This is a genomic window from Streptomyces alfalfae, assembly GCF_004127445.1.
In the GTDB taxonomy this organism is placed as follows: Bacteria; Actinomycetota; Actinomycetes; order Streptomycetales; family Streptomycetaceae; genus Streptomyces; species Streptomyces alfalfae.
On record NZ_QEXM01000034.1, the window covers coordinates 74,470 to 87,136 of the forward strand.

Sequence of the window (12,667 nt, forward strand, 5' to 3'; positions counted from 1 at the left end):
GCCTCCTGGTCTGCACGACCTACGAGGGGTACCTCGGCACGGGTACCCGGACGGCCTCCCCCTCTGTCATCTCAACCTGAGAGCTTCACCGGCGACAGCCTCGACATGCGAGGACGCCGACCGGCTTTCACCGTCGGTGAGGGAGGGTCCCGGACGTGCCCGCCCGACGCCCGCCCTGCTTTCCAGAGTGACCTCGTCCGTGCGGTACGGGTGCCTGAGAGATTCCGGGGAGGATTTGCTCCTTCGGCGCCTCCGGGCCTGTGGTCCGGAGAGCTCTCCCGCACGGGGTCAGCAGCCGTCGCCAGCCTACCAGCGAGGACCATGGCCGATCCTTCGAGTGGCCGCCTGCCGCGAAGTGCTCTTTCGTAGTGAGTACGACCGAACAATGTTGAGTTGTCCCCGTATCCCGGTGTCCCACACCCCGATATCCCGGTGTTCCACACGCCGCGACCAGCTGGAGGGCCCGTGCGAACCGACATCGATCCGCGCAACCTGATCGGCCGCAAGGCGTTCGACCGGAACGGGGCGAAGATCGGCACGATCGACGAGATCTACCTCGACGACGCCACCGGCGCCCCGGAGTGGGCGGCGATACGCACGGGCCTGTTCAGCCGCGACGCCTTCGTCCCCCTGGAACCCAGCGAACTGGTCGACGACGGCACCCTCCGCATCCCCTTCGACCGCGCCCTGATCAGGGACGCCCCCGATTTCGGCGTCGGCCGCCACCTCTCCCCCGCCCAGGAGCTCCAGCTCTACCACCACTACGGCCTGGACACGACGCCGCCGGACGCCTCGCCCGCGGATCGCGATTTCGGCCGCGTGGCGGACCAGGGCCCGGCCTGACCCGCGTCTCAGCCGGCCCGCCCGCCCCGGCCGCCTCCCCTCACCGCTCGGTCCCGGTCGTCACTCACCGCCCACCAGCGGCAGCGGCTCCGCGGGCTCCAGCTTCGGATCGTCCGTCCGGAACGTCCGCACCCGCCCCGGCGGCGACTGCGGCGTCTCGAAGCGCACCGTCACCCGGCCGAGGCCGCTGCCCTGGACCCAGCCGTGCCCGTACTCGGCGTGCCGCACGTCGTGACCGGCCGCCCAGCGCCGCTCCACCGGCGTCTCCGGAGCCTCGGCGGGCTCCGTCTCCGGGCCGATGACGGCCTCACCCGCCACGGGCTCCACGGGCTCTCCGGTGGGCTCCGCCGCGGCCTCGGCGGCCTGCGCGAACAGGTCCTCCTGCGTGTAGTCGGCGAGGCCAGTGACGCCCACGCCCAGCAGCCGCACGCCTCCCGTGGTGTCCACGGACTCCAGGAGCCGCGCCGCGGCCTCCCTGACCACTCCGGGGTCGTCCGTGGGCCCACGGAGCGTCTCCGAGCGCGTCAGGGTCGAGAAGTCGAAGCGCCGCACCTTCAGCACGATGGTCCGCCCGGAGTGCCCGGCGGCCCGCAGCCGCTGCACGCACCGGTCGGCGAGCCGCGCGACCTCCGCCCTGACCCGCACCCGGTCGTGGATGTCCACGTCGTACGTGTCCTCGACGCTGACCGACTTGGTGTCACGCTCGGCCACCACGGGCCGCTCGTCGTGCGCCAGCGCCATCGCGTACAGCGAGACGCCGTGCGCCTTGCCGAGGAGCCTGACCAGCTCGTCCTCGCCGGCCTCCGCGATCTCCTCGACCGTGGTGATCCCCGCCCGCCGCAGATGGTCGCCCGTGGCGGGCCCCACCCCGGGCAGCGTCCGCACCGGCATCGGCCCGAGCAGCGCCCGCTCCGTGCCCGGCGCGATCAGCACGAGCCCGTCCGGCTTCGCCTGCTCGGAGGCGATCTTCGCCAGCATCTTGGAGACCGCGAGCCCCACCGACCCCGTCAGTGCGGTGACCGCCTTGATGTCCGCCCGCAGCCGCTCCCCCACGGCCCGCGCCGACGCCTCGTCGTCCGCGACGCCGCCCGCCTCCAAGTCCACGAAGGCCTCGTCCAGGCTGAGCGGCTCCACCAGCGGCGACAGCTCGCGGAGCAGCCCCATCACCTGCTCGCTGATCTCGCGGTAGAGACCGAAGCGCGGCACCAGATACGCCGCGTTCGGCGCGAGCCTGCGCGCCTGCCCCATCGGCATCGCGGAGTGCACACCGAACAGCCGCGCCTCGTACGACGCCGTGGCCACCACTCCTCGGGGGCCGAGGCCCCCCACCACCACGGCTTTTCCGCGCAGACTGGGCTTCGCGGCCTGCTCCGCGGACGCGTAGAAGGCATCCATGTCCAGATGCAGGATCGTCGGCGCGCTTCTCACGCTCCCGATGCTGCCCTACGCCACTGACAATGCCCCGCCCGGCGTCTCAGACAGCCTTGTTGCGCCGCCTGGCCAGCTCGTCCGCGGGGTTGTGGCCGATGAGTGTCTCCCCGGTGTCGACGCGCTCCCCGTGCAGCTGGGACAGCGCGGCCTCGACGTCCCGCCACACCACGCCCACGGCGATGCCGAAGACGCCCTGGCCGCCCTGGAGCAGTTCGTGGACCTCACCGGGCGACGTGCACTCGTAGACCGTTGCGCCGTCGCTCATCAGCGTCATCCGATCGAGATCCCGGAAGCCGCCCTGCCGCAGGTGCTGCACCGTCGTCCGGATGTTCTGCAGGGACACCCCGGTGTCGAGCAACCGCTTGACGATCTTCAGGACGACGACGTCCCGGAAGCTGTAGAGCCGCTGGGTCCCGGAACCGCCCGCCGCCCGCACACTGGGCTCGACCAGGCCCGTTCTGGCCCAGTAGTCCAACTGGCGGTACGTGATCCCCGCCGCCGCGCAGGCCGTCGGCCCCCGGTACCCGATCTGCTCGGAATTCTCTGACGTAGCGTCCCCGCTCCCCTGGACCGCCATCGGTCGTTTCGGAGAGTGATCGGCCGCGCTGCCGTAAAACGGGTACGGGCCGCCCACCGCCGTACCGTCGCCGCTGCTTCTCACGCCGACCTCCGTCCTTGACCTGCCTTCTCGAAGGTAGGCAGTCACCAGGGGCTCGTCAACGATCGCCACACTCGCCACGCCGAGTGATAATCACCCTGAGAGTGGTTTCCCGTGCCCCATCACGGGGAAAGACTGGCCGAATGGCCTGAAACCGACCTCCGGAAGCGGCTCACTGGCTGTTGGTGCCGAAGTCCTCGGGAGAGATCTGGTCCAGGAACTCGCGGAACTTCTCCACCTCGTCCTCCTGCTCGTCCGGGATCGCGATCCCGGCGTCGTCGAGGACGCCGTCGCTGCCGTAGATCGGCGTCCCCGTGCGCAGCGCGAGCGCTATGGCGTCGGACGGCCGCGCGCTCACCTCCACGCCGCTGGCGAAGACCAGCTCGGCGTAGAAGACCCCTTCTCGCAGGTCCGTGATGCGCACTTCGGAGAGCTCTTGGCCCACGGCTTCCAGCACGTCCTTGAAAAGGTCGTGGGTCAGCGGCCGTGCGGGTGCCATGCCCTGCTGCGCGAAGGCGATGGCGGTCGCCTCACCTGGTCCGATCCAGATGGGAAGGTACCGGTCGCCTCCCACTTCACGCAGGAGCACGATCGGCTGGTTGGAGGGCATTTCGACCCGGACACCTACGACGTCGAGCTCGTTCACACAGCAACCCTAGGACGTGGTCGGCAGGTTTGGGTAGTCGGGCACCCGCCGAGTACGGCGCGGGCGGGCCTGCCGGGCGTCCGAGAACGCCCGGCAGGTCACGGCAGTCTGATCCCGAGAGCGGTCTGCACGAGAGCCGAATGCAGCTTTCCCGTCAGGCCGGCCAGCTCCTTGGCGCGCGCCTCGGCGTGCGCCCTGGTCTGCGGGTTGCGGTGCCGCCGGAGCGGGGCGACGACCTGGTCGACGAGACCGGCCTCCCGCTCGGCGGCCGACTTCATGGCGCGCAGATGCCGTGGCTCGATACCGAACCTGCCCAGCTCGACGACGAGCGAGGCGACCGTGACCGCCTCCGCGTCATATCCGCCGTCGGGCAGCCGCACGACCAGTCCGTACGTCTCCCACTCCGTGAGCTGCTCCTCGTCGATCTCGGCGAGGGCGAGCAGCTCGTCACGGCCCACACGGGCCGCAGTGGGGCCTTCCAGCTCCTCCTGGCCCTCCGCGTCACCAGGACCCCGCTGCCGCCCCAGGGAGGGCAGCGGAGCCCGCTCACCCCGCTCCAGCGCGTCGAGGTACTCGCGGATGACCTTGAGCGGGAGGTAGTGATCCCGCTGTATCCGCAGGACGTGGCCGAGACGCTCGACATCCTCCGGGCTGAACTTCCGGTAGCCGGAAGGGGTGCGCTGCGGCTCGATGAGCCCCTCGGACTCCAGGAAACGGATCTTGGAGATCGTGACCTCGGGGAACTCGTCACGCAACGCGTTCAGCACGGTACCGATGCTCATCAGCCGACGGTCCGTGGCGGTGCCGGTGCCGGCACCGCCCCTCGGTGTTTGCAGCATGGACCTTCCCTGGGGGTGTTCCCCGGAACCGGTCCGGGGGCGGATCAGATGCCGACGCTCCGCTGGCTCGCGTAGAACACCAGCCGGTACTTGCCGATCTGCACCTCGTCGCCGTTCGACAGCGCGACCGAGTCGATGCGCTCCCGATTGACGTACGTGCCGTTGAGGCTGCCCACGTCCTCGACGGTGAAGGAACCGTCCTGGACGCGACGGAACTCCACATGGCGCCGCGACACCGTCACGTCGTCCAGGAAGATGTCGCTCTGCGGGTGGCGTCCCGCGGTGGTCAGGTCTCCGTCGAGCAGGAAACGGCTGCCCGAGTTCGGCCCGCGACGCACGACGAGGAGCGCCGAGCCCAGCGGCAGTGCGTCGACAGCGGCCTGCGCCTCCGGAGAGAGCGCGGGAGACGGGTTGGTGCCCGTCGCCTCCGCGTCGTAGGCCTCGAGGCCCGAGATGGAGATCGTGGACGTCGTCTCGGAAGCACGCTCCGGCGTGGCCCCGGCCCTCAGCGGCGCACCGCAGTTGGAACAGAACCGGCTCGCCTCGGCATTGCGGTTGCCGCACCTCGTACACACCAGGGCCATGGACGGGTCCTCCTGCCGCGGCTGCCCCGAAGGGGCGTTCGATGCGTACGGGCCGGGGGTGAACCCTCCACCCGCACTCGAGGTTGACGGTTCTCCGAAACCTATGCGGCCGGGACCGGCAGGGTCAACAGACGACGCGCCCTGTCCGCCCGAAATGTCTCCACCCGGGCCGGCGACCTGATCGCGGAACATCGGGCGCTCTCCGCCCTGCTCCTCGGCCTCTCCATGACGCGGGGCACGGTGACGGGCAGTGGCGGGATTGCCGCTGTCCTCACGTGCACTCTTGCCGAACAACTTCGCAAACAACTTCACGGGCGATTCCCCTTGACCGAAACAGACCCGCCCGTGGGGCAGGACGAACCCTGATTGCACACACCGGCACTCATCGGTGAACCGGACATCCTCATAACGTCCGAATCCACCAAACAGTTTCCACCACGCACCGTGCTTCCGGTGCGCCGACCCCCCGCAACCTCATGCCCTTGCCGCGCGGCCCCCATGCGCCCGCGGCTCACTCCGACGACGACCGAGCGTAGTCAGGCTGCTTCGCGGGTCGCAAGGCGCTCACGACGATCTTCTCCGAGCGGGTCACGGTGACTGTGGCCTGCTCCTTCTCCAGAGTCTGCACCACACCTCCCGGAATGTTCAGCGCGGGCTCGAGATCCTGCGGCTTGCCGATCACCTTGAAGAGGTACGGCGCGCCGACCTTGCGGCCGTCCACCCGCACGCCACCGCCGCCGGCGTCCGAAAGATGGGTGCTGGCCACGACACGTACGTCGTTGACCTGGATCGCCTCCGCACCGGCGGCGCGCAGCTCCTGAATGGCGTCGAGCAGCATGTCCGCCTCGATCGCCTCCTTCTTGTCCTCGATGGCCAGCGTGATGCCCGGCCCCTGGGCCGCCACGGTGCCGGCCAGGATGCCGAGTTGCCGCTCCCGCTCGACCGTCTGCTTACGGGCTTCCTCGGCCTGGTCCGAACTGTTCTCCAGCCCGGTCCGCTGCTCCTCGAGACCCCGCTTCTCCTCTTCCAGACGCTCAGTACGGTCATCCAGTTCATCGAGGATGCGTACGAGATCTTCCTGCCGTGCCCCGCGCAGCGCGCTGCTGTCGTTGTTGGACCGCACCTGGATCGCCAGGCCGAGGCCCAGCACGAACAGCAGCAGGGCCACGATCAGTTGGGGCCGCGTCACCCGCGGTGGCCACAGGCCTTTCACCAGCCGCTGGCGGCCGGTGAGCCGCGGCTGGTCGCGAGCCGGCGGAGCCGGTGCCTCCGGCTCACCGGCGGGCACCTCGGCGGGCAGTTCCTCGCGACGGGGGGACTGCGGTCCCTCGGGCTTGTCGTCAGCGCTCATCGGGGTCACGCCCTGAAGATGTGCCGGCGGATCGCGGCGGCGTTGGAGAAGATCCGGATGCCGAGGACCACGACCACGCCCGTGGACAACTGGGCGCCCACGCCCAGCTTGTCGCCCAGGAACACGATCAGCGCGGCCACCACGACGTTCGACAGGAACGACACCACGAAGACCTTGTCGTCGAAGATGCCGTCGAGCATCGCGCGCAACCCGCCGAACACCGCGTCCAGGGCCGCTACCACGGCGATCGGGAGATACGGCTCGACCACCGCCGGAACCTCGGGCCGAACCAACAATCCGGCCACGACTCCCACGACGAGGCCCAGTACGGCGATCACGATGTGCCCTTTCCTGCCTTCGGCTCTGCTGTACGGACGGTCACACTCGGCGCGGCGGGCAGCCGGAGCTCGTCCGACACGGAGATGCTGGTCCGGATGCCGAAGTTCTCCTGCAGCGCGTGCAGATACTGACCGTCGTGGCTGTTCTGGAACCGGGCGCTCAAACGTTTCCCGTCCCCCACCGCGAGCACCGTATACGGCGGTACCAGCGGCCTGTTGTCGACCAGTATGGCGTCACCCGCGGCCCTGATCGCCGACAGCGCCGTGAGCCGCTGGTCATTGACGGAGATCGCCTCGGCCCCCGACTCCCACAGGCCGTTGACCACGCGCTGCATGTCGCGGTCCCGCACCCTCCCGGTGTCGGAGAAGTCCGCGCTCTCGCGCGGCCCGCCGCCGCCCTGGTCCGCCGCCTTCTTGTCGTCCACGACGAGCCGCACGCCGGGCCCGTGGACCTTGGTGGCGCCGGAGAGGAGACCGACCAGTTCGCCCTTGCCGCCGCCGTGTTCCCGCAGTGCGGCTCGCTGCCGCTCGCCCACGTCGTCGCGGAGCTCGTCCACGTCGTCTTCCAGCTTGTCGGCCCCGGCCGTCGCGTCCTCGACGCGGTCGATGAGCTCCTCGCGCTCCTTGGCGACCACCGGTGCGGCTATCCGCGCCTCGGCTGCGCCCACGGTGACCACGAGGGCGGCGAGCACGAGCCCCGCCGCGAGCCCGAGCTTGGCGCGCAGCGGACGCGGCATGCCGCTGTCACCTCTGGCCCGCTTCCGGGCCGCGGCTTCCGCGTACCCCTCGTCGAGGCTGTGGTCCATGACCGTGGTGAGCAGCGACATGGAGGCGTCCGGACGCCGGGGGCGTGCGGGGGTGCTCCGAACGGGGGGCTGCTGCGGCATGCCGCACATCGTCGCACGTCGCGGGCGCTACCTCCGAATGGCCCCACCGTCGTACGCCGAACAACCCCACCGGCGTGCCGGGCAGCACCCGTTGCGGGTGCTGCCCGGCACGCGCGCGTGGTCAGTGACCCGCGCTGTCCACCACGGCCGCCCACTCGTCGAGCAGCGCCTCGGCGGACGCGTCGTCGGGGCCCTCGGCCCACAGATGGGTCACGGCCTCGGCCGGGTCCGGCAGCACGAGCACCCACCGGCCGTCGGCCTCCACGACCCGCACACCGTCGGTGGTGTCGACGGACCGGTCCCCGGCCGCCTCCACCACACGCCGCATGACGAGCCCCTTGACCGCCCACGGCGTCGCGAGATCGCGCCGCTGGACGTGCGCACGCGGAATGCGGGCGTCGATCTGGCTCAGCGTGAGCTGTGTACGCGCCACCAGGCCGACGAGCCGCACGAACGCCGCCGTCCCATCGAACACGTTGCTGAACTCCGGCACCACGAACCCGCCGCGCCCGTCACCACCGAAGATGGTCGACTCGCCGCCCGCGACCCGCGTCAGGTCGTCCGGCGACGTGGTCGTCCAGTCCACCTGCGTGCCGTGGTACGCCGCGACCTGCTCGGCGATGCGCGTCGTCGTCACCGGCAGCGCCACCCGCCCGCTGCGCCGCTCGGCGGCCACCAGGTCGAGCATGACCAGCAGGGCCCGGTCGTCCTCGACGATCCGGCCCTTCTCGTCCACCAGCGACAGCCGCTCGCCGACCGGGTCGAAGCGCACGCCGAAGGCGGCCCGTGCGGAGGCCACGATCTCACCGAGTCGCACAAGGCCCGACCTGCGGGCATCGGCGGTCTCGGTGGGCCGCGACTCGTCGAGCCCCGGGTTGATCGTCAGCGCGTCCACCCCGAGCTTGCCGAGGAGGCTGGGCAGCACGAGTCCGGCGCTGCCGTTCGAGGCGTCCACGACGACCTTGAGTCCCGACTCGGCGACCCCGGTGGTGTCCACGTTCCTCAGCAGGGACCCGGTGTAGGAGTCGTAGACGCTGGACGGGAAGTGCAGGTCACCGATCTCACCGGGGAAGGCACGCCGGTACTCCTGGCGTGCGTACACCCGGTCCAGCTTCCGCTGGCCGGCCTGCGAGAGGTCGGCGCCCTGCCCGTCGAAGAACATGATGTCGACGGAGTCCGGCACCCCGGGCGTCGTCCGGATCATGATTCCGCCGGCACTGCCCCGGGCGGTCTGCTGGCGCGCGACCGGCAGCGGCACGTTCTCCAGGTCGCGTACGTCAATGGCGCTGGCCTGCAGCGCCGAGATGACCGCCCGCTTGAGGGCACGCGCGCCTCGTGAGTGGTCTCGCGCGGTCGTGACGGTCGAGCCCTTCTTGAGGGTCGTCGCATACGCCCCCGCGAGGCGCACGGCGAGCTCAGGCGTGATCTCCACGTTCAGGATGCCGGAGACGCCACGCGCGCCGAACAGGTGCGCCTGGCCCCGGGACTCCCAGATGACCGACGTGTTGACGAACGCGCCCGCCTCGATCGTCTTGAACGGGTAGACCCGCACATTGCCCTGCACGATCGATTCTTCACCGACAAGGCACTCGTCACCGATGACGGCGCCGTCCTCGATGCGCGCGGCCCGCATGATGTCGGTGTTCTTGCCGACGACGCAGCCCCGCAGATTGCAGTGCTGCCCGATGTAGACGTTGTCGTGCACGACGGCCTTGTGCAGGAACGCACCACTCTTGACGACCACGTTCGAGCCCACCACGGTGTGCTCGCGGATCTCGGCGTTCGCCTCGACCTTGGCGTAGTCCCCGATGTAGAGCGGGCCGCGCAGGACCGCGTCGGGGTGCACCTCGGCGCCCTCGGCGACCCAGACGCCGGGCGAGATCTCGAAGCCGTCGAGTTCGACGTCGACCTTGCCTTCGAGCACGTCGGCCTGGGCCTTGCCGTAGCTCTCGTGCGTGCCGACGTCCTCCCAGTAGCCCTCGGCGACGTAGCCGTAGATGGGCTTGCCTTCCTTCATCAGCTGCGGGAAGACGTCGCCGGACCAGTCGACCGACGTATCGGCCTCGACGTAGTCGAAGACCTCGGGCTCCATCACGTAGATGCCCGTGTTCACCGTGTCGGAGAAGACCTGGCCCCAGGTCGGCTTCTCGAGGAAGCGCTCGACCTTTCCTTCTTCGTCGACAATGGTGATGCCGAACTCCAGGGGATTGGGCACGCGCGTCAGACAGACGGTGACGAGCGCGCCCTTTTCCTTGTGGAAGTTAATCAGATCGGTGAGGTCGAAGTCGGTGAGCGCGTCACCGGAGATGACGAGGAAGGCATCGTCCTTCAGCGCTTCCTCGGCGTTCTTCACGCTGCCCGCGGTGCCGAGCGGCTTCTCCTCATTGGCATACGTGAGCTCCATACCGAGCTCTTCGCCGTCGCCGAAGTAGTTCTTGACCAGCGATGCCAGGAACTGCACTGTTACTACGGTCTCGGTGAGCCCATGCCTCTTCAGCAGGCGAAGCACATGCTCCATGATCGGGCGATTGGCCACGGGAAGGAGCGGCTTGGGCATGCTGGAGGTCATCGGGCGAAGGCGTGTGCCCTCACCGCCGGCCATTACGACGGCCTTCATGTCGGAAACGTCCTCCTTATAGACGACGATGTTGCCGATAAGCCCGCCGCGTGAGGCCCGTGCAGGTCAGATACGGGCCTTCGTGCCTCTACGGCCGCCGAGTCGGCGGGCTCAATCGGTCATGCTGTCCACCTTGACAAGTCGGCGGACCTGAACCACATACAGGATCCCTGCCCACCAATACAGCGTTGTACCCCATCCGGCGAACGCCCATCCGAAAATAGCAGCGAGAGAAGCGATCCATCCGCTTCCGTCGCTCAGCAGCAGTAGTGGAAAGGCGTACATCAGGTTGAAGGTGGCGGCCTTGCCCAGGAAGTTCACCTGGGGCGGCGGATAGCCGTGACGCCGGAGGATCCAGACCATCACCAGGAGAACCAGCTCGCGCAGGAGAAGCGCCGCGGTCAGCCAGAGCGGCAAAATCTCCCGCCATGTGAGGCCGACGAGCGTCGAGAGGATATAGAGCCGGTCGGCGGCGGGATCGAGCAGCCGGCCGAGGCTGCTGATCTGGTTCCAGCGGCGCGCGAGCTTCCCGTCGAGATAATCGCTGATGCCGCTCAGCGCGAGGACCAGCAGCGCCCATCCGTCGCTCTTGGGCCCTCCGAACTCCGGCCTGAGGATCAACCACAGGAACAGGGGCACGCCGACGAGGCGCGCCATGCTGAGGATGTTCGGGATGGTGAGGACACGGTCCGTCTGGACGCGTGTCTCCTGGACCTCCACCCGGGGGCCTCCTGTGGGAAAGAGCCGATGATGCCCCCTGACCCTACCCTCAGCCGCAACCCGCAGGTACGTGAGGGGTAGTCGCGGTGGTGACCGGACAACGCAAAAAGCCGTGGCTCCCGGACAGATGTCCAGGAGCCACGGCTATAAAAGGAGTTCGGCGGCGTCCTACTCTCCCACAGGGTCCCCCCTGCAGTACCATCGGCGCTATGAGGCTTAGCTTCCGGGTTCGGAATGTAACCGGGCGTTTCCCTCATGCTATGACCACCGAAACACTATGAAACTGTCAACCGCACCACGCTCTGTGACAAACGCGGGGTTGTTCGTGGTTTCAGAACCAACACAGTGGACGCGAGCAACTGAGGACAAGCCCTCGGCCTATTAGTACCAGTCACCTCCACCCGTTACCGGGCTTCCAGATCTGGCCTATCAACCCAGTCGTCTACTGGGAGCCTTAACCCCTCAAAGGGGGTGGGAATACTCATCTCGAAGCAGGCTTCCCGCTTAGATGCTTTCAGCGGTTATCCTTTCCGAACGTAGCCAACCAGCCATGCCCTTGGCAGGACAACTGGCACACCAGAGGTTCGTCCGTCCCGGTCCTCTCGTACTAGGGACAGCCCTTCTCAATATTCCTACGCGCACAGAGGATAGGGACCGAACTGTCTCACGACGTTCTAAACCCAGCTCGCGTACCGCTTTAATGGGCGAACAGCCCAACCCTTGGGACCGACTCCAGCCCCAGGATGCGACGAGCCGACATCGAGGTGCCAAACCATCCCGTCGATATGGACTCTTGGGGAAGATCAGCCTGTTATCCCCGGGGTACCTTTTATCCGTTGAGCGACGGCGCTTCCACAAGCCACCGCCGGATCACTAGTCCCGACTTTCGTCCCTGCTCGACCCGTCGGTCTCACAGTCAAGCTCCCTTGTGCACTTACACTCAACACCTGATTACCAACCAGGCTGAGGGAACCTTTGGGCGCCTCCGTTACTCTTTGGGAGGCAACCGCCCCAGTTAAACTACCCATCAGACACTGTCCCTGATCCGGATCACGGACCGAGGTTAGACATCCAGCACGACCAGAGTGGTATTTCAACGACGACTCCACGAACACTGGCGTGCCCGCTTCACAGTCTCCCACCTATCCTACACAAGCCGAACCGAACACCAATATCAAACTGTAGTAAAGGTCCCGGGGTCTTTCCGTCCTTCTGCGCGAAACGAGCATCTTTACTCGTAGTGCAATTTCACCGGGCCTATGGTTGAGACAGTCGAGAAGTCGTTACGCCATTCGTGCAGGTCGGAACTTACCCGACAAGGAATTTCGCTACCTTAGGATGGTTATAGTTACCACCGCCGTTTACTGGCGCTTAAGTTCTCAGCTTCGCACGCCCGAAAGCGCACTAACCGGTCCCCTTAACGTTCCAGCACCGGGCAGGCGTCAGTCCGTATACATCGCCTTACGGCTTCGCACGGACCTGTGTTTTTAGTAAACAGTCGCTTCTCGCTGGTCTCTGCGGCCACCCCCAGCTCAGAGTGCAAGACTCATCACCAGTGATGGCCCCCCTTCTCCCGAAGTTACGGGGGCATTTTGCCGAGTTCCTTAACCATAGTTCACCCGAACGCCTCGGTATTCTCTACCTGACCACCTGAGTCGGTTTAGGGTACGGGCCGCCATGAAACTCGCTAGAGGCTTTTCTCGACAGCATAGGATCATCCACTTCACCACAATCGGCTCGGCATCAGGTCTCA

General features: G+C 67.7%; 11 protein-coding genes, 2 rRNA genes and 1 riboswitch. Of the genes, 1 reads left to right on the top strand and 12 read right to left on the bottom strand.

Going from position 1 to position 12,667, the window contains the following annotated elements:
- Positions 1 to 192: 192 nt before the first annotated feature.
- Positions 193 to 291, bottom strand: a riboswitch (glycine riboswitch).
- A gap of 174 nt (positions 292 to 465) precedes the next feature.
- Positions 466 to 843 (top strand): PRC-barrel domain-containing protein, encoded by a 378-nt coding sequence (locus tag DCW30_RS14365; protein WP_076687195.1) that lies wholly within the window; start codon positions 466 to 468, stop codon positions 841 to 843.
- Positions 844 to 903: 60 nt separating this feature from the next.
- Here DCW30_RS14365 and DCW30_RS14370 read toward each other — a convergent pair whose 3' ends face one another.
- From DCW30_RS14370 to DCW30_RS14425, 12 genes are all read right to left on the bottom strand, one after another.
- A complete protein-coding gene (locus tag DCW30_RS14370; protein ID WP_076687194.1) occupies positions 904 to 2,271 on the bottom strand; it encodes a DNA polymerase IV in 1,368 nt (455 codons plus the stop codon).
- A gap of 46 nt (positions 2,272 to 2,317) precedes the next feature.
- Positions 2,318 to 2,935 carry a MerR family transcriptional regulator gene (locus tag DCW30_RS14375; protein ID WP_076689560.1) on the bottom strand — a complete coding sequence of 206 codons (618 nt, stop codon included), beginning with the start codon at positions 2,933 to 2,935 and terminating at the stop codon, positions 2,318 to 2,320.
- 169 nt (positions 2,936 to 3,104) lie between these two features.
- Positions 3,105 to 3,578 carry a bifunctional nuclease family protein gene (locus DCW30_RS14380; RefSeq protein WP_030794342.1) on the bottom strand — a complete coding sequence of 158 codons (474 nt, stop codon included), beginning with the start codon at positions 3,576 to 3,578 and terminating at the stop codon, positions 3,105 to 3,107.
- A gap of 98 nt (positions 3,579 to 3,676) precedes the next feature.
- Positions 3,677 to 4,417 (bottom strand): transcriptional regulator FtsR, encoded by a 741-nt coding sequence (ftsR, locus tag DCW30_RS14385; RefSeq protein ID WP_076687193.1) that lies wholly within the window; start codon positions 4,415 to 4,417, stop codon positions 3,677 to 3,679.
- A 44-nt stretch (positions 4,418 to 4,461) separates the two neighbouring features.
- Complete coding sequence (locus DCW30_RS14390) at positions 4,462 to 5,430, bottom strand: FHA domain-containing protein (RefSeq protein WP_076687192.1); 969 nt, start codon at positions 5,428 to 5,430, stop codon at positions 4,462 to 4,464.
- Between the two features lie 82 nt (positions 5,431 to 5,512).
- Positions 5,513 to 6,352, bottom strand: coding sequence for a DUF881 domain-containing protein (locus DCW30_RS14395; protein ID WP_062769822.1), 840 nt, complete (start codon positions 6,350 to 6,352; stop codon positions 5,513 to 5,515).
- A 5-nt stretch (positions 6,353 to 6,357) separates the two neighbouring features.
- A complete protein-coding gene (locus DCW30_RS14400) occupies positions 6,358 to 6,690 on the bottom strand; it encodes a small basic family protein (protein WP_030794354.1) in 333 nt (110 codons plus the stop codon).
- Positions 6,687 to 7,586, bottom strand: coding sequence for a DUF881 domain-containing protein (locus DCW30_RS14405; protein ID WP_076687191.1), 900 nt, complete (start codon positions 7,584 to 7,586; stop codon positions 6,687 to 6,689). Before DCW30_RS14405 ends, DCW30_RS14400 begins: the two co-directional genes overlap by 4 nt.
- Positions 7,587 to 7,698: 112 nt before the next feature.
- Positions 7,699 to 10,194 (bottom strand): mannose-1-phosphate guanyltransferase, encoded by a 2,496-nt coding sequence (locus DCW30_RS14410; protein ID WP_076687190.1) that lies wholly within the window; start codon positions 10,192 to 10,194, stop codon positions 7,699 to 7,701.
- A gap of 111 nt (positions 10,195 to 10,305) precedes the next feature.
- Positions 10,306 to 10,914 carry a cardiolipin synthase ClsA gene (gene clsA, locus DCW30_RS14415; protein ID WP_062769833.1) on the bottom strand — a complete coding sequence of 203 codons (609 nt, stop codon included), beginning with the start codon at positions 10,912 to 10,914 and terminating at the stop codon, positions 10,306 to 10,308.
- Between the two features lie 155 nt (positions 10,915 to 11,069).
- Positions 11,070 to 11,186, bottom strand: a 5S ribosomal RNA gene (rrf, locus tag DCW30_RS14420).
- An 89-nt stretch (positions 11,187 to 11,275) separates the two neighbouring features.
- Positions 11,276 to 12,667 (bottom strand): 23S ribosomal RNA (locus tag DCW30_RS14425); the annotation flags it as partial.